Source organism: Bradyrhizobium sp. McL0616 (genome assembly GCF_049993385.1).
Lineage (GTDB): Bacteria > Pseudomonadota > Alphaproteobacteria > Rhizobiales > Xanthobacteraceae > Bradyrhizobium.
Window position 1 is genome coordinate 6553565 of record NZ_CP188255.1, and the last position, 17410, is coordinate 6570974.

A 17410-nucleotide genomic window follows, 5' to 3' on the forward strand; every position below is an offset into this window, starting at 1 on the left:
GCGTGGCGGTTGCCGAACGAAGACGGGTCCAGGCGTTGCTGACCGAGACGCGGCAATTGCTGCGAGAGATGACGTCGGATTTGCCTAAGGAATAACGTCGAACGGTCTATTAATGGCCCGCATGGCTATCAATGGGTCATTGATGGACCAATTCAAGGACGCAACCAACCGGACCAAGCAGGCCATCAGCACCAGGAAGCCGCCCTCGATCGAAGGCCGCCCCCCTGGCCCGCTGGTCTTGATCTAAATCAAGCAACGAGAGGCCCAATAGTCCAGCACTGGGCGGGGGTCGCGAAAAATCGAGGCACGGACCAATTCGCATTGTTCGTCGCAACATGAGCTCTCGGGCCACACTGCGCACCTGTCGACGCGTGACCAGCGCCTTGTTAGTGTCTCTGGCGTGCGCGTCCTGTGCGGGACGCCCCTTGCAGGGCGTGCTCGTTCCGGGCGTCGAGTTCGCGGAGAGCACCTCGCGCGTGCCGGTCCTGGTTGCGACGACGCGGGAGCGCGCGGCCGCCGACACCGGTGACATGTTCAGCCGCGAGCGCGCGAGCGCGACGTCCTACGCGATGATCTCGGTCTCGATTCCACCCGACGAGGCCCGCGTCGTCGGCGCGATCCAGTGGCCGGTGGTGCCGCCCGGCGATCCGCGCCGCGAGTTCGTCACGGTGTCGGCCGACTACCTCGACAAGGCCGCCTTCAATGCCGCCGTCAACAGCGTCGCCAGGACGAGCCGCCGCAGCAAAGCGATGATCTTCATCCACGGTTTCAACAACCGCTTCGATGATGCGGTCTATCGCTTCGCGCAGATCGTGCAGGACTCCCGGGCCCCGGTCATTCCGATCCTGTTCTCCTGGCCCTCGCAAGGCGTCGTCGGACTGCGCGCCTACGCGCGCGATAGCGAAGTCGCGCGCGACTCCAGCGGATCGCTGGACGAGTTGATCGACCAGGTCGCGCTCAACCCTGCGGTCCGCGAGGTCACAGTGCTTTGCCATTCCATGGGATGCCTCCCCACGCTGAATGCCTTGCAGGCCAGAGCACGCCGATCGGGCAAGATCGGCGGCAAGATAAAAAACGTGGCGATGGTTGCGCCCGATGTCGAGTTCGAGGCGTTTCGCGAACAGATCCACGAAATGGGATCGTCCCGGCCGCGCTTTGCGCTGTTCTTGTCGCAGGATGACGGCGCATTGAAACTGTCGAAGTCGATCGCGGGCGGCCTCACCCGGCTCGGCGGTGTCAATCCGGAAGAAGAACCGTACAAGGGCGAGCTGGCGCACGCCAATATCATTGTGTTCGACATTACCCATCTGCAAGGACGCGCGCATGCGAGAGCATTTGAGGACGCGACAACCGTCATGGGCATGATCGAGCGCAGGCTTGCCCAGGGTCAGCAACTTGCCGAGGACATGTCGCGGCGTCCGGCAGCAGGCGCGGCATCACAGTAGCTCCACGCAGGCTGATTGCTTCCTGACCATCGCTTGAGCACCCGAGGTGGATGTGATACATAAATCGCTCGGGACATTGACAACCGCCCGATGAGCTCCTGCAGCCAAGTGTTGTTTCGCTCCGTACGGAGGTGAAACATGTCTTGCGGCAGCACTGCTTCCAATTCGACTTGCATCATCAACCCGCCATCACTGTCGCTTTCCGACGCAAGATGGTGGAAGACCCCGCTTGCGTGGCTGGCTGGAATAGTTTGCGCGTGGGACCGACGGCGCCAGTACAAGGAACTTCTCGACCTCGACGATCGGCTGCTCGCCGACATGGGCCTGTCGAGGACCACCGTTGAAGAGGTGCGCAGGTCTACATTGTACCTCGAAGCGTGGCGCCACAGCCTATGACGGGCACAATGACCCGCTATTCCTCCTGAGGTTGGCACTGGCCGCTTGATCGTGTAACCCCACCCAAAACCTTCTTGGGACGGGACGCTGATGACGACCGCTGCCACCGACGACGCGGGAAACGCCGCCCGCGCGCTGATCTTTGCGCTGGTTGCGCTGGCCTGCGGGCACATGCTGTCGACATTGCTGCGCACCATACCCGCGATCAGCCTCGATCTGATGGCGGCGGATTTTCGAATCGAGCCGCAGGCGCTGGCGAGCCTGACCTCGGTCTATCATTTCGCCTTTGCGGCTGCGCAGATCCCGGTTGGGGCCGCGATGGACCGGTTTGGCGTGCGGCCGGTGTCGCTGAGCCTGCTTGCGGGAACCGTGGTCGGCGCCGTCGCGTCGGGCTTTGCGACGGGGCCTGAGAGTTTAGCATTCGGGCAGTTGATGCTGGGGATCGCGACCTCCGGCATGCTGATGTGCCCGATGACGCTGGCGGCCAAGCAATTGTCGGCCGCGCGGTTCGGGCTGTGGTCCGGCGCGATCCTCTCGATCGGCAATATCGGCATGCTGCTGTCGTCGAGCCCGCTCGCCTTCGTTGTCGATCATTATGGCTGGCGCGCCGGGTTCTGGATCGCAGGCCTTGGCGGCGTCGTGGTGGCGCTCGCGGTGTTTGTGCTGGTGCCGAACCAGCCGGCCGAGCACAAGGACAACTCCTCTCCCTTGTCGCAGATGATCGAGGTGCTGCGGCTCGGCCTGTCGCGGCCGCTGCGCGGGCTGATCGCACTGGCGCTGGTATCGCTTGCAAGCTCGCTGGTGCTGCGCGGCCTGTGGGGCGGGCCGTGGCTGATGCAGGTCAAGGGATTGTCGCGGATCGAGGCCGGCAACCAGCTCGGCGCGTTCACGCTCGCCATGATCGCGGGGCCGCTTCTGATCGGCATGATCGACCGTAAGGTCGGCCGCCGCCGCGAACTGGTCGCCGGGACGCACGCGATCGCGGCGCTGCTGGTGGCGCTGATGGCGCTCGGCGCACCGCACTATGCGGTTGCATGGCTGTTCGGCGTATCAGTCATGCCGCCGCAATATGACCTGGTGCTGTTCGTACTGATCGGCCTTGCGACCTCGGCGCAACCGCTGCTGTTCGGCATGTCGCGGCAACTGGTCGACGCGCAGACCGCGGGCAAAGCGCTGGCCGCGGTGAACCTCGCCTTCTTCCTCGGCACGGCTCTGATGCAGTCGATCACCGGCGCGGTAGCGGCATTCGCGGGCCTGCCGGCGGTGCTGCTGTTCATGGCGGCGGCGCTTCTCGTCGGGGTGATGATCTTCCTGGTCTATACGCGGCCTGTCTGAGCCCTTGCGAAACGCGGTGCCGCGAGAGATGCTGACGCGCAATCTGCATCAAGGGAATGATCTCCATGCCAGTCGACACCAAAGCCGCCACCGACCGCCTCATGCGCTTTCTCGCCATCGAGGGCGTCACCGGACAGGAGGCGGCAATCGGGCGCGAGCTCACGGCCGCGCTGAAGGAGAGCGGCGTGCCGGCGAAGGCGATCCGGCTCGACGATGCCAACACCCGCATTCCGGTGCCGACCGAGACCGGCAACCTCATCGTCGATTTGCCCGGCCGCGGCGCGCTGCACAACCAGCCGCGGATCATGTTCATGACCCACATGGACACCGTGCCGCTCTGCGCCGGCGCCAAGCCGAAAAAATCGGGGCGCAAGATCGTCAATGACGCCAAGACCGCGCTCGGCGGCGACAATCGCTGCGGCTGCGGCGTGCTGGTGACGCTGGCCGCCGAACTGGCCAAGCAGAAGCTCGATCATCCGCCGATCACGCTGCTGTTCTGCGTGCGCGAGGAGAGCGGGCTCTATGGCGCGCGCCACGTCAAGCTGGACGAGCTCGGCTCACCGGTGATGGCCTTCAATTATGACGGCGGCTCGGCCTCCAACGTCGTGATCGGCGCCGTCGGTGCGGATCGCTGGAATGTCGAGATTTTTGGCCGCGCCTCGCATGCCGGCGTCGCGCCCGAGCGCGGCATCTCCTCGACCATGATCATGGCGCTGGCTCTTGCGGACGTAAAGGCCGGCGGCTGGTTCGGCAAGGTGGTGAAGGGCAAGAGCCAAGGCACCAGCAATGTCGGCCCCGTCACCGGCGGCGAGGGCCGCCCCGCGGGCGACGCCACCAACGTCGTCACCGACTACGTGCATGTGCGCGGCGAAAGCCGCAGCCACGACGGAAAATTCTTCAAGGAAATCACCAAGGCCTACAAGGCCGCGTTCGAGAAGGCGGCCAAGAAGGTGACGAACACGCAAGGCAAGTCCGGCAAGGTCAAGTTCAAGGCCGAGACCGACTATTATCCGTTCCGCATGAAGGAGAACCTCCCCGTCGTCAAACGCGCGATCGAGGCGGTGTCCGCGGTCGGGGGAACACCGAACGTCCGCGCCGCCAATGGCGGGCTGGATGCCAACTGGATGGTGCGCCACGGCGTTCCGACCGTGACGTTCGGCGCCGGGCAGAACGAGGCGCACACGATCGACGAATGGATCAATCTCGACGAATACGATCGCGCCTGCGCGCTGGCGCTGCAGCTTGCGACGATGCGGTGAGCTGCGTTGCGCTGCCCGCGCTTGCCGGGCAGCGCGCGGCGGCCTAGCCTGCAAAGAAAACGCAGGGAGGACGCATGCCGCGCATCGCAAATATCGAGACCGGGTTCTATCGGATCCCCCTCCCCGTCACGCTCTCCGACTCCACCCATGGCGAGATCGCGGCGTTCGAGCTGATTACCTGCCGCATTCGCGATGCCGATGGCGCCGAAGGCGTGGGCTACACCTACACGGTGGGGCGTAATGGCGGCGCTGTCGCCGACATTTTGAGGCGCGAGATCCCGCCACTCGTCGAAGGCCGCGAGGCTGATGATACGGAAGCCGTCTGGCACCACGTCTGGTGGGGCCTGCATTATGGCGGGCGCGGCGGGCCGGCGGTGCTGGCGCTGTCCGCGCTCGATATCGCGCTGTGGGATTTGAAGGCACGACGCGCCAAACTGCCGCTGTACCGGTTGCTCGGTGGTTTCGATGCGCACGTGCCGTGTTACGCCGGCGGCATCGACCTCGATCTCTCCGTCGAGGCGCTGCTGAAACAGACCGACGGCAATCTCGCAAAGGGCTTTCGCGCGATCAAGATGAAGGTCGGCCGGCCCGATCTCAAATCCGACGTCGCGCGCATCGCGGCGATGCGGCAACATCTCGGCGACGGCTTTCCGCTGATGGCGGACGCCAACATGAAGTGGACGGTGGAGGAGGCCATTCGCGCCGCCCGCGCCTTCGCATCCTACGACCTGACCTGGCTGGAAGAGCCGATCATTCCCGACGACGTCGCGGGACACGCCCGCATCATGCAGGCCGGCGGCGTGCCGATCGCGGCGGGCGAGAATTTGCGCTCGCTGTGGGAGTTCAAGAACTACATCGTCGCCGGCGCTGTGTCCTATCCCGAGCCTGATGTGACCAATTGCGGCGGCGTGAGCGCGTTCATGAAGATCGCGCGGCTCGCGGAAGCCTTCAACCTGCCCGTCACCAGCCACGGCGCGCATGACATCACCGTGCATCTGCTCGCGGCCTGCTCGAACCGCTCGTATCTGGAGGCGCACGGCTTCGGGCTGGACACATATATCGAGCATCCGCTGGTGCTCGAGGACGGCAAGGCGCTGGCCCCGGCGCGGCCGGGCCACGGCATCAGCTTTGACTGGACGGGGCTGGCGAAACTTGTGCCTTGAGCGACGCGCGTTGTTGCACGCGAGGCATTCCAAGGCACTTGATGCAGGGGGCGGATTCTCCGCTATGGTGCCGGGATCGACACCATCGGAAAGAGCCACGCCTTGACCCCCGAGCTGCACCAGAAACTGACCGCGTGGCGCCAGCATTTGCATGCCCACCCCGAGCTATCCCTCCAGGAAAAGGGGACTGCCACCTTCGTGCAGGAAAAACTCACCGAGCTCGGCATTGCCTTCAAGGCCGGCATTGGCGGCCACGGCGTCGTCGCGACGCTGACGCGCGGGTCGGCTGAGGGGCGCGTCGGCCTGCGCGCGGACATGGATGCGCTGCCGATCACCGAGGACACGGGGCTCGCCTACGCCTCGAAAACTCCCGGCGTGATGCATGCCTGCGGGCATGACGGGCACACCGCCTCGCTACTCGGCGCGGCGGCACTGCTGGCGGCGGATACGAGCTGGAGCGGGACTGTCGATTTCATCTTCCAGCCGGCCGAGGAAGGTTACGGCGGTTCGCGCGCAATGGTCGCGGCCGGGTTGTTCGAGCGCTTTCCGATGGACCGGGTGTTCGGCTTTCATAACTGGCCGGGGCTTGAGGCCGGCACCATCGCGGTCCATGACGGCGTCGTCATGGCCTCGGGCGGGCGCGTCACCATCACCATCGAGGGCCATGCGGGACATGCCGGCATGCCGCATCTGACGCGCGATCCGGTGATGGCGGCCGGACACCTGATCGTCGCCATGCAAGGAATCGTGTCGCGCAGCATCGATCCGCTCGATACCGCCGTGCTCTCGCTGTGCACGATCGAAGGCGGCACCGCGCCGAACCAGGTCGCGGGCAAAGTCACCATCCGCGGCACGCTGCGGCATCACCGCAATGCGGTGAAGGACATCATCGTCGCGCGGATCGGCGAGATCTGCGCCGGCATCGCCACGAGCTTCGGCGTCAAGGTCACCCCTGACATCGTGATGGGCGTCGGCGTCGTCATCAACATGCCGGAGGAAGCAGGTTTCGCGCGCACGGCTGCCGACAAGGTGCGGGCGCCGGTGCGCCGCGATCTCGCGGCCAGCATGGCCGGTGAGGATTTTGCATTTTATCTCCAGCAGCGCCCCGGCGCCTTTGTCTGGATCGGCAACGGTGAATTGCGCGACGGCGCCGAACTGCACGGCCCGCGCTACGATTTCAACGACGCGATCCTGCCGGTGGCCTCCAGCTGGATGGCCGAGGTCGCCAAGACGGCGCTGTCGGCGAACTAGAGCCATTTCCGTTCCGATGGAATCGGAACGGGGCTCCAGATTCCTATTTTGACGCGTTTTCTTGACGCGAACCGGTATCCACTTCGCTCGAAAACGCTCTAGCACGCGGAGGCGGCGGGCCTGGCGCTCGCCGCCTTCCGGCATGATCAGCAGCCGCGACAGATGAGCAGCTTGCTATCGATCTCCACATCGAGGCGTCGCAACTCGGTGTCGACGGACGAGGCCTGCACGGGCTCGGAGATGTCGCCGGGCCGCGGCTGCCGGTGTCCAACGGGAGCTTGTCGGAACAGATCCGCGAACCTTGTCGGGGCAGGACGGCCTGGTGCGACGATCGTCGTACGGGCGCCAGCGCCCACACTTTCTCCAGCCTTGAGGCTCGCAACCGACCCGAACAACACCGTAGCTGCGACAATGGCCACGCCAAATCTGATCGACATCATTCTTCTCCTATCGCGGTGACATTGCGAACACGCGCCCACGATGGATAGGAAATGCCGGCTACCCGGCGATGTCGCCGGCGATGAAATCGCGTTACGGCTGAAACCGCGCGCGCCGCCGCGGAAACGTCCCGCGGCGGGAGGCTTACGATGCCCCGGCGGTTCGCCTCAATCTTCGGCCCGTGGCCGACGAGACGAGGCTGCGCGCCAGCACGCCGGCGAGCTCCGCCGCGACCAGCGGGTGATGAACCAGTTCGGTGATGCCGGATGTCTTGAGCGACGGCATCGCCAGGTCGCGCGTCGAGGGCGCCGCCAAAATGATCGGCAGAGCCGGCACGGCATCGTGCAACGCCGCCGCGAGATCGAGCGAGGAGCCTCCGGGCAGGTGACACACCAGCGCCGCGTCGAAACGAGCGTACCCGGCCCGGCAGGCGGCGATCGCCTCTGCCAGCCTGGTGAAGCCGACGGGCTCATAGCCCAGCGCCGCGAGGATTTCCTCGTAGCGCAGCAGCCGGTGGCGGTCGGTGTCGATCACCAGCACGGTTTCGCCGGCGCCACGGAGCGCCGGATCGGAGCCATAGTGAGCCGACTGCGGCTCGTCATGCTCGCCCGCTGGCAGCCAGATATCGAAGCGGGTGCCGGCATCCGGCTTGCTCTGCACGGCGACGGCGCCGCCATGCTGCTCGACGATCTCGTTCACCGTTGCGAGCCCGAGGCCATTGCCGTCCGGGCGGGTGGTGAAGAACGGCTCGAAGATCCGCTCCAGCGTCGCCTCGTCCATGCCGGGCCCGGGATCGGCGACCGAAATGACGACGAAGCGGCCGGGGCCAAGCTCACTGCGCCCGATCGACCGCGGCCTTGCGAGATCGCGGCTCTTGATGCTGAGCTCGATGCGGCCGGGCTCCTTCATCGCCTGCGCCGCGTTGTTGCACAAATTCAGAATGACCTGCTGCAATTGGCCCGGCTCACCCGTCACGACGGCCGTCTCTGTCGTCTCGCCGACCTCGAACTTGACGTGAGAAGGCAGTGATGCGGCGAGCAGAGCCCTGGTTTCGTCGACCAGGGTCTTGACACACACGCGCTCCCGCCTGCCCTCGCCGCGGCGCCCGAAGCTGAGAATCTGTTCGACCAGCTCACGCGCCCGCTCGCCTGCCCGGCGGATCTCGGCCAGATTCGCGGCGGGCCGGCTTCCCGACGGGACCCGCGCATCGGCCATTTCGGCATGGCCGAGAATGGCGCCGACGATGTTGTTGAAGTTGTGGGCGATGCCGCTGGCAAAGGTTCCGATGGTCTCCATGCGACGCGCCTGTTGCAGGCTTGCCTGCAGGCGTTGCTTGTCGCCTTCGAGCCGGGCCCGCCGGATCGCGTTGCCGATGGCGTCGAAAGCCATGCGAAACAGCGAGACTTCGGACCAGTATGTGAGTGCGCCTCCGCGTACGGCGTCGAATCCGAGAATGCCATCGCGGCTTCCGTAGGCCGCCATGATGCACAGCCAGCCGCTGACGCCGGCCTCGGCGAGCAGGTCCATCGCGTCATGGGGATGCGAAGCGTTCACCTTCGGGATGTAGACGATGCCGTCCTCGCCGCCGTCAAATCGCGGTGCGAGGCTCAGTGCCCGCTCCGGCCAGCCTTGCTCGAGTTCGATGCCGTCGCGAGACCACCAATAAGTGTGCGTCGTGGTGCCGACCACGCAGGCAAAGTAGGCACGATCCGCGCCGATGCATCCGGCAAGCTGGTGAAGCGCCATCTCGACATCCGCGGCGATTCTCTCGTTGCTGGAATTGATGAACAGCATCGAGATATTGGCGATCACATGCTCGAACGCGGCGCGTCGGCGCAGCGTCACGGCTCGCTTGCGCAACAGCGATCCGAAATAGATGAGCCCGCAGAGCAGCGACAGCGAGGTGATATATTGCAGCAACCGCGTCTTGCGCGCCGAGGCCCGCGCGGCGAGCTGACGTTTCAGGATCACCGCCAACATGGCATCCTGCTCGCGGTTGCTGGATTCGGCGATGAGCGTCTTCAGGATAGTGTCGATATCGGGCAGAAGTTCATGCAGCATCTGTCCGTGGGTCAGCAGCGCACGGACCGTGTCTGCTTCCGCCGGCGGCGCTTGCAGCTGCGCCAGCTCCTCCAATCGATCCTGGACCTGACGCGCCGTGGCGTTCGACGTATCGAGAGTCAGGCGCAGCATCGCCGCTGCCAATGCGGACGCGGCCGTCACCAGCCGCCGGTCATCCGAGGCGGCCAGCTTGTCGCTGGACAGGCTAAAATAGGCAAAGGAGTTCTGCAGCAACGCGTTCCTGCTCTTGAACCGCTCGATCAGGTTCTCCTGCCGACCGGCACGCGCCGTCAGGACATCGATAGCCCTGGTCTGTTCGACATCGAGGTCCGCCGTTTCGCGCAGCCGCGCCAGGGCATCATCATAGGCATTCACCATCCGCACCAGCCCGTCATAGTTGCGCGACAGGCCGGTACGCGCGGTGAGAACCTCCCTCGTCATGCCGCGTTCGGACCGGGTGAAGTCGCCGAGCGCCTCGAGCTGGCTGTCGTAGCGTGCCGAATTGACATTCAGCCCGTTCAGCAGGAGCCAGGTGAGAAGAGCGAGCACGATCGCGAAGCTGGCCACAGTGGGAACAGGTTTCATGGCGAACCTCCGACCGGCGAGCCGCGGTAGATCCCGGTCAGGCTGTTAAGAAAGGCGACAAGCGCCTTGGCCTGCCGGTCCGTCAGCGTCGCGTTCAGCTGCGCCTGCGCCATCTTGCGAACCGCGTCGTCCAGCGTCGGCGCGCTGCCGTCATGAAAATAGGGCGGCGTCGTTGCGACATTGCGCAGACTCGGCACGCGCAGGATCTTCGGCTCCGGCGACGCGAGCGGCTGGAATATGCCGTGGCGTTCGTACAGATTGCCGCCGACGTTGACGCCCTGATGGCAGGCCGAGCAGCCCAGCGATTTGAACAGGCGGTATCCGTCCAATTGATCGGCCGACAGGGCTGCCTCGTCGCCCTGCAGCCAGCGATCGAACCTGCTGCCTGGCGTGACCAGCGTGCGTTGAAAGCTTGCCAGTGCGTCGATGACATCGTCGCCCTCGGGGCGGCGGCCATAGGCCGCCTGGAAACGATCGCGCATATCGGGATCGGCATCGAGCTTTGCTGCAATCTCCGCCGCGCTGCTGCCCATGGTGTGCGGGCTCTCCAGCGATGCGTCGATATCGGTCTCGACGGTGCGGAATTTTCCTTCCCAACCTAAACGAAAGCTGAGCGTCGAGTTGAAGACGGTGAGCGTATTGAGCGAAAGCTCGGTCCCATCAGGACCGACATCGTGCCGCTTTTGGGTCGCGCCGTTGGTCGCGACGTCGTGGCAATCTTGGCAGGTGCGGGAATCGTCATGCGAGAGCCGCGGATCGCCGAACAGCTTCTCGCCAAGCGCGACCTTCAGGGGGGCGATGGCGGGAGCCGCGGGAATCGGCGTGATTGGCTCTCCGCGGTCCAGTGCTGGTGCCGGCAGCGACTGCGACGACGGCGCGGGGGTGACTTCCACGCAGCACAACAACACCGCGCAGATCGCGATCACGCCGCCCCGATAGCCGGCGCCTGGCCCGGCTTCGCGAAATACATTCAATTGTCGCACTGTCAATCATATGGGCGGGGGTGGAAGTGGATGCAACGGCGCTCATTCAAGGGCTTTTGATCGAAGCGCGATGATCTCGTGAACGCGGCCATCGCCAGAAAAGGGCGTGGAGGTCACCCAAGATCGTCGACAAGATCATCGAACGGCACACGGCGCGACTGAGGCCGAGACCGGCGAAGGCAAGATAGACCGCATCAGCAATCATGACAGTACCTCACCGTCCACTCGATCTCCGAACGGCTGCTAATTCCGAGATCGCGCAATGTCCGGTCGTCGAGTTGCATCAGAGCGGCAATGGCCCTCTTGATCTCGCGCTCACGGCGTACATGCGCCAGCAAAACCGTTAGCGTCTCGCCGGCCGAACGCAGCCAATTCCAGCGTCGTTCCGGTCGGGCATCGAGCGGTAGGGCGCGATCGAATCTGATGACATTGCCGTTGCTCCCGGCGCCATCGCGACCGCTGGGCTGCGCCGACTCACAATTATCCGGGTCCGGTTCCCGCTCTCGCAGCGCCGTCAGTATCGCGTGAACCGGCATGGCCGCGGAAGGATGCAAGGCGGCACCATAGAGAGCAAACCCCTCCATGAAGGCAAAGGCCACCGACCTGAACAGGCTGACCTCCCGGTCGGGCGCCGCAGCAGGCAGCGCCGGATGCGAGCCGATGTCTGCGGTGCCCCGCCTCGCGATGCGCTCGGAACTGAGACGGGCCATGCCGCGACCATCGGACCATCCGATCCAGCCTTGCCCATCGGGCCCCGAATCATCCGGCCGGACAAGAGCGATCACCCTGCGAGAATGCGTCTTCATCGTAGATCTCCCACACGCTGTTGGTGGGAGGCAATGTGCAGGCCGGCCGTTACGCTGAGATCACCGTCACCAGCAAAGAGGTTACAACTGCAATCCGGCCGCCGCGTTTTTGTTGGAGCATGATCTCCGCGCAAACGCGTTCCGCGTTTGTCGCGAGGGCAAACCGCTGCACACCTTCCCGGATCATGCGCTAGAACGGATCTACGGGAACCGCGAAGACATAGCCGACGCCGCGCTCGGTCTGGATGACGCGGGGTGCACTCGGATCGGCCTCCAGCTTGCGCCGCAGCCGCAGCACTTGAACGTCGATGCTGCGATCGAAAATGTCTTCGTGGATGCGGGTCGCCTGAAGCAGATGCTCACGCGTCAGGGGTCGCTGCGGCGCCTCGAGGAAGGCCAGCAACAAGGCATATTCTCCTTTGCTCAGCGGCACCGTCGCTTCGCTGGGATCGACGAGCTTTCGGCCCCGGCGTTCCAGTTTCCATCCGCTGAAGCGATAGCCGCCGCGCTCGGGATCGCGGGCGCGCGCAGCACGGCCCATCTCCTGCCGCCGCAACACCGCCCGGACACGTGCCAGCAGCTCTCTCAGGGAGAACGGCTTGATAATGTAGTCGTCGGCGCCGAGCTCGAGCCCGACGATACGATCGATTTCGTCGGGGCGGTGGCCGGTCGTGATGATGACAGGCACGTCGGAATGCGAGCGTATCTCCCGCAGCAGATCCAGACCGTCGTCTTGACCGAGGCGAAGGTCGAGGATGATCAGGCTGGGCTGACTGGCCTCAAGATGGTGATTCAATTCCAACCTGTTGGACGCAGCCCTGGTCGGGACATTGTGCTCCTCCAGATATCTGATCACCATCTCTCGCAAGGTGGGGTCGTCGTCGACAACGACGATGTGGCCAACATCTGCAAGCATACTTCTCTCTCAAATTCCGCCGTCACCAACACAGTCGCGCTTTAAGATCCACGATCACTCATAATATTACGGGGAACAGCCAATATTTCGCTATGCGCGACACCGTCCGCAACGCCCTGATGACGCTGCAACCCGGTATTTCTGCGGCCAATTCCCTGGAATGTCGCAGACGTGAAGCATTGTGATCTGAGCCAATGCTACTTTTGAGCGATTCCAATCTGGTGGCCTGCGCGATTGTTCGCCCGTGACGAAGGGACCGTTCAGCTGTGACGACAGGCTGCGCGACTGGCGGCAAAAGGCCGTGAAGGTTTTCCTGCGCGCGTGACGTCGACTTCAACTGCGCGCGTGCTTCCGCTGATGCCGTTGCTCTTTGCGCGTATCCGAAGCGCGAATCACGACGGCGCAGCCGGGCGAGGCCGGCTGCGCCAGATCATTCGCCGGGATGCATCAGGAGCGCGGCAGACCCAGGAGGTACTGGTAAATCGCCGACAGTTCGTCGTCGTCCATCCGACCGATCGGTCGCCACGGCATTTGCTCACCGAGCCGATGTCCGCCCGGATCGACACCCGTGCGCATGGTGGCGATGAATTGCGCCTGGTCCCAGTCCTTGACGATAGCAAGGTCGGGTCCAAGCGGCGGCAACTGGCCCGGCACACCACCGGTGAGGTCCTTGCCGTGACATTCACGGCAGTCCTGATAGGACAGGAGGTACCTGCCATAACGAGCCGTCGGCCCCTTCGGCGGCGCGATGATCGTACCGGTGAAGACCTGCTTGGCATCCGGCAACAGTCCGGCGCCCAGCATCGCCAAGCCCAGCAAGCTGAAACGATCCGGAGGATCCGGGGTCTGTTCACCGCTCACCGGCAAGCTGCGGATGTAGGCAATCACGGCCTTGGTGTCGTCGTCACTGAGCCGCCCGGCATTGGTAAAGGACTTGATCGCGAGCCATTGTCCCCGCGCGTCGACGCCATTGCGAATGGCGCGAAAGATCTCGCCGTCGGACCAATGCTTCAGCGCTCCGGCGGGAGTCAAATTCGCGGGCACGAACGAACCGATTGGAAGTGGAAGATCCTTGCCCACGTCGCCGCCACCCGACAGCCCGCCGCTTTTCGAGTGGCATCCGGCGCAAAAGCCGTCGGCGACGGCCCTGCCGCGGGCAATCCGTTCCGGTGTGGTCTCGACCTTGAGATCGGGGACCGGCGCGGAACGCGAATGCTGCCTGACGATGCCCGTTGCGGTCAGCGCGCTGACGCCGGACAGCGCGACGGCCAGCACTGCCGCCAGCAGCACACCACCCCACTTCACCAGGGAATGCTTTGCCCGCAAGGCGCGAGCGCCAGACCAGACCAAGAGCGCGACGGCAGTGAGCATCGCGACGAGGGCGACAATATTCAGCATGGCGTATTCCTCAAGTAATTCTGTCTCAACCAATTTTACGCGGCCAAAGCCGTGCGATATCTCGATCGTCAATAATCGCCTTCGGACAAAATCAGCGTTGAATGTCCGCGGCGCGCCAATCGGCGATCTGGCGGATTACGCGCGCGGCATTACCGCTCCATGTCACCGCCGGCCACTCGCGTTACAAATGTAACCCTCGTGCGGCGCGCTATCGCGGCCCGCATGATGCCGGCCTTATGACGCCAGCCTTGGCGGCGCCACGATGCGTTGCCGCCGTAACCATTTCGCAGTCATCGGAAGCCTTGGTGTAATCGCGATCCCGTCAATTCCTCTTGCTCACTCGACCGGCCGCCCTGCGGCGACCGTGCATCGATCATCAAGAGGTCAGCTCACATGAAGATCCTTATCACCTCGACACCCGCGACGGGCCATCTCAATCCGCTGCTGGCGATTACGCAGATCCTGGTTGCCGAAGGCCACGAGATTGCGCTTCTGACGGGCACCGCCTTTCGCGCCCGCGTCGAAGCCAGCGGCGTCAAATTCTTTCCCTTTCCCGCGGGCGCCGATTTCGATCCGAACGACGTCTTCTCCATGGTCCCCGAACTCAAAATCATCCCGCCGGGATTGGAGTGGTTCCGCGTCGCCTGCGAGCGCATCTTCGTCGACGCCGTTCCGGCCCAGCACCAGGGGATGCTGCAAGCGTTGCAGCAATTCCCGGCCGATATCATTATCGGCGACGACATGGTGTTCGGCGTACTGCCGATGCTGCTCGGACCGCGCTCGCAGCGGCCCCCCATCGCTCTTTGCGGGACCTCGTTTCTGCATTGGGCGCGCGAGGACGGTGCGCCGAACTTCCTCGGCTTGCCGCCGGCAAAGAACGACAAGGAGCGCGATCAATATGCGACCATGGCGCGGGACTATGATGCGGCGGTCGATCAGCCGGTGTCACTGCGCCTGAACCGGGCGTTGAAGGCCCTCGACGTCGGGCCGATCTCGATGCCGCTTTTCCATTCCGTGGTCGCTCTCGCGGATGCCTATCTGCAACTGTCGGTGCCGAGTTTCGAGTTTCCTCGCGAGATCCCGTCCTCCGTGCATTTCGTCGGCACGCCTCCGATCATCGCAAAGCAGGTCCCGCCGCCGTCCTGGGCGAGGGACCTCGACGGTACGCGCAAGGTCGTGCTGGTGACGCAGGGAACGGTGGCCAATCACAATTTCAATCTGCTGGTCGCCCCGACGCTGGCGGCGCTTGCCAACGAGCCCGACATCCTGGTGGTCGTGACGACAGGCGGCCGCCCGACCGACGCCATTCCCGGCAAGGTCCCGTCGAATGCGCGTGTCGCAAGCTATCTGCCGTTTGAATGGCTGCTGCCGCACGTCGACGTGCTCGTCACCAATGGCGGCTATGGCAGCGTCAACCAGGCCATGAGCTACGGTATCCCGCTGGTCACCGCGGGACTGACCGAAGACAAGGCTGACGTCAACGCGCGGGTCGCGTGGTCCGGCGTCGGCATCAACCTCGAAACCAACGAGCCGACGCCGGAGGCCTTGCGCGACGCCGTGCGGACGGTGCTCGACCAGCCGCGCTATCAACTGCGCGTAACACAGATCGCGGACGAGTTCGCCGAGATCGACACGCAGGCGGAAATTCTACGGGTCATCGGCGAACTCGTGACCGACGAGCCTGAAGTGTCACGCCTCCGCGCGACCGCGGCGAGCCAGGGGCGGCGAGCCGGTCGGCGCGCCTGATCGCCACCGCGCAACGGAATGATGGAGCGCGGCGCGACCGCGCTCCATCGCCTCGTGAAATCTCGTCAAATGTCATCGGATATTCGTCCATGCGAATCGAACCTGAATCCTTTGCGTTCACAGTGCTGCTCGGCTTGCTGGCGGCCGTGCCTTATTCCGGCATCGACATCAATCTGCCGGCACTGGCCGCCACCGGCGCCGCGCTTGGCGCGAGCGCGTCGGATGTCGGGTTGACGATGAGCGCCTTCATGCTCAGCCTGGCCACCGCGCCGCTGATCTACGGACCGGTCTCGGACCGCCTCGGCCGAAAGCCGGTCCTGGCATTCGGCCTCGCGCTGTTCATCGCCGCCAGCATCGGTTGCGCACTCGCCCCGTCGTTGCCGGTTCTGCTGCTGTGCCGCTTCGTTCAAGGCATCGGCGCCGCGGCAACCGCCACGACCTTTGCCATCATCCGCGATGTATTCGATGGCGACGCCGCACGAAGCAAGATCGCCAACGTCATGGTCGCGGTCAACGTCGCGACCGTGATCGCACCGACGGCAGGCGCCGCCCTGCTGGCGGCTGCCGGCTGGCAATCGATTTATGCGACCCAGGCCGCAATAGGTTTCATGCTGCTGGTGGTGGTGATGTTTCGCTTCGCTGAAACCGCGACGATCGCTCCATCCGGGCGCCTGGTGCCGGCCGCCGTGGTCGACAGCTATCGTCGGGTGCTGACGCACCCGGTCTCGCTGCCTTATATCCTGGTCGGGGCTGCGGGCGGCGCGATGGTGTTTGCCTACGTCACCGGCGCCTCGCTGTTCTTCATCGACGCCGTCGGGTTGCGGCCCGAGCAATACGGCCTGATCTTCAGCGCCTGCTCGGCGGCGGTGATGAGCGGGGCCTTCCTCGATGGCCAGCTTGGCCGTCGCGGGATATCCTCAGGCCACATGCTCGCAATCGGGCTGGTGCTGTCGTCGGCAGCCAGCGTCGCCCTGCTCGCGATGACGTTGACCGGCTGGATGCCTACAGCGCTCGTCGTCGCGCTGCTGATGGCGGTGGCGCTCGGCTTCGGGCTGAGCGTGCCGAATGTGATGAGTGCGACGATGCAGCACCTCCCGGAGATTGCCGGCGCCGTCAGCGCGGCTGCCGGGAGCATTCAACTGATCGCAGGTGCCATTTCGAGCGGATTGGTGGCGGTGCGCTTCGACGGACGGACCGCGCTCTCGATGACTGCGGTCATGGCTGTGTCGTCGCTCCTTGCGTTGGTCCTGTATTTTCTGGTCGCGCGTCCCGCCGACCGTCGTCTGCAATTACGGACGATCGATGCGGGCGCGGCGATCGGGAGCTCCACAGGCTCCTAGTGTTCGCAGGACTCCTGCCGGTCGCATCCGCCTGGATGACTGACCGGCACGGCTCTGCGGACCAACCAGTCGCTAAGGTGCTGCGCCAGGGCTGGAACCGATCGCGTCAGCCCGCGCCGCGATGATCTCCGCAACCCTCTGAGCATGCTGCGGCAATGCCCGCCGGCGGGACGCGTCTTCCCGCCGGCTCGCGGCCGCATGCTTGACGCATGGCGTCCGGGCAGGTTTAATAATCCATAACAACATTTGTTCGCATTCCGAACATTGTACAGCCGGGCCAAGCGGGTC

14 protein-coding genes are annotated in these 17410 nt (G+C 64.6%); 8 read left to right on the forward strand and 6 right to left on the reverse strand.

Going from position 1 to position 17410, the window contains the following annotated elements:
* Nucleotides 1-434 precede the first annotated feature (434 nt).
* The 6 genes from ACPPVR_RS31585 to ACPPVR_RS31610 all read left to right on the forward strand — a co-directional run bounded on the left by ACPPVR_RS31585 (nt 435) and on the right by ACPPVR_RS31610 (nt 6849).
* A complete protein-coding gene (locus ACPPVR_RS31585; protein WP_426616222.1) occupies nt 435-1445 on the forward strand; it encodes an alpha/beta hydrolase in 1011 nt (336 codons plus the stop codon).
* 138 nt (nt 1446-1583) lie between these two features.
* Entirely contained in the window at nt 1584-1841 is a 258-nt protein-coding gene (locus ACPPVR_RS31590; protein ID WP_426610446.1) for a DUF1127 domain-containing protein, read from the forward strand.
* 90 nt (nt 1842-1931) lie between these two features.
* Entirely contained in the window at nt 1932-3176 is a 1245-nt protein-coding gene (locus ACPPVR_RS31595; RefSeq protein WP_426610447.1) for an MFS transporter, read from the forward strand.
* A 65-nt stretch (nt 3177-3241) separates the two neighbouring features.
* Nucleotides 3242-4435 (forward strand): M20/M25/M40 family metallo-hydrolase, encoded by a 1194-nt coding sequence (locus ACPPVR_RS31600; RefSeq protein ID WP_426610448.1) that lies wholly within the window; start codon nt 3242-3244, stop codon nt 4433-4435.
* A gap of 74 nt (nt 4436-4509) precedes the next feature.
* A complete protein-coding gene (locus ACPPVR_RS31605; RefSeq protein WP_426610449.1) occupies nt 4510-5598 on the forward strand; it encodes a mandelate racemase/muconate lactonizing enzyme family protein in 1089 nt (362 codons plus the stop codon).
* 102 nt (nt 5599-5700) lie between these two features.
* Entirely contained in the window at nt 5701-6849 is a 1149-nt protein-coding gene (locus ACPPVR_RS31610; protein WP_426610450.1) for an amidohydrolase, read from the forward strand.
* A gap of 146 nt (nt 6850-6995) precedes the next feature.
* On the opposite strand, the gene ACPPVR_RS31615 is transcribed toward ACPPVR_RS31610, so the two are convergent.
* From ACPPVR_RS31615 to ACPPVR_RS31640, 6 genes are all read right to left on the reverse strand, one after another.
* Nucleotides 6996-7286: a hypothetical protein gene (locus ACPPVR_RS31615; protein WP_426610451.1), complete on the reverse strand. Its 291-nt coding sequence runs from the start codon at nt 7284-7286 to the stop codon at nt 6996-6998.
* A gap of 145 nt (nt 7287-7431) precedes the next feature.
* Nucleotides 7432-9933 (reverse strand): two-component system VirA-like sensor kinase, encoded by a 2502-nt coding sequence (locus ACPPVR_RS31620; protein ID WP_426610452.1) that lies wholly within the window; start codon nt 9931-9933, stop codon nt 7432-7434.
* Nucleotides 9930-10916, reverse strand: a complete 987-nt coding sequence (locus tag ACPPVR_RS31625) for a cytochrome-c peroxidase (protein ID WP_426610453.1) — start codon at nt 10914-10916, stop codon at nt 9930-9932. The genes ACPPVR_RS31620 and ACPPVR_RS31625 overlap by 4 nt, the downstream gene beginning before the upstream one ends.
* Before the next feature lie 194 nt (nt 10917-11110).
* Nucleotides 11111-11722, reverse strand: coding sequence for a DUF1127 domain-containing protein (locus ACPPVR_RS31630; RefSeq protein WP_426610454.1), 612 nt, complete (start codon nt 11720-11722; stop codon nt 11111-11113).
* A 190-nt stretch (nt 11723-11912) separates the two neighbouring features.
* Nucleotides 11913-12638: a response regulator gene (locus ACPPVR_RS31635; RefSeq protein ID WP_426610455.1), complete on the reverse strand. Its 726-nt coding sequence runs from the start codon at nt 12636-12638 to the stop codon at nt 11913-11915.
* A 447-nt stretch (nt 12639-13085) separates the two neighbouring features.
* Nucleotides 13086-14108: a c-type cytochrome gene (locus ACPPVR_RS31640; protein ID WP_426610456.1), complete on the reverse strand. Its 1023-nt coding sequence runs from the start codon at nt 14106-14108 to the stop codon at nt 13086-13088.
* Nucleotides 14109-14429: 321 nt separating this feature from the next.
* Between ACPPVR_RS31640 and ACPPVR_RS31645 the strand changes: the two genes are divergently transcribed.
* Both ACPPVR_RS31645 and ACPPVR_RS31650 read left to right on the forward strand, forming a co-directional pair.
* The gene (locus tag ACPPVR_RS31645) at nt 14430-15782 is read left to right on the forward strand and encodes a glycosyltransferase (RefSeq protein ID WP_426610457.1); all 1353 of its coding nucleotides are present in this window, start codon (nt 14430-14432) and stop codon (nt 15780-15782) included.
* An 89-nt stretch (nt 15783-15871) separates the two neighbouring features.
* Nucleotides 15872-17122, forward strand: a complete 1251-nt coding sequence (locus ACPPVR_RS31650) for a multidrug effflux MFS transporter (protein WP_426610458.1) — start codon at nt 15872-15874, stop codon at nt 17120-17122.
* The last annotated feature ends 288 nt before the right edge of the window (nt 17123-17410 follow it).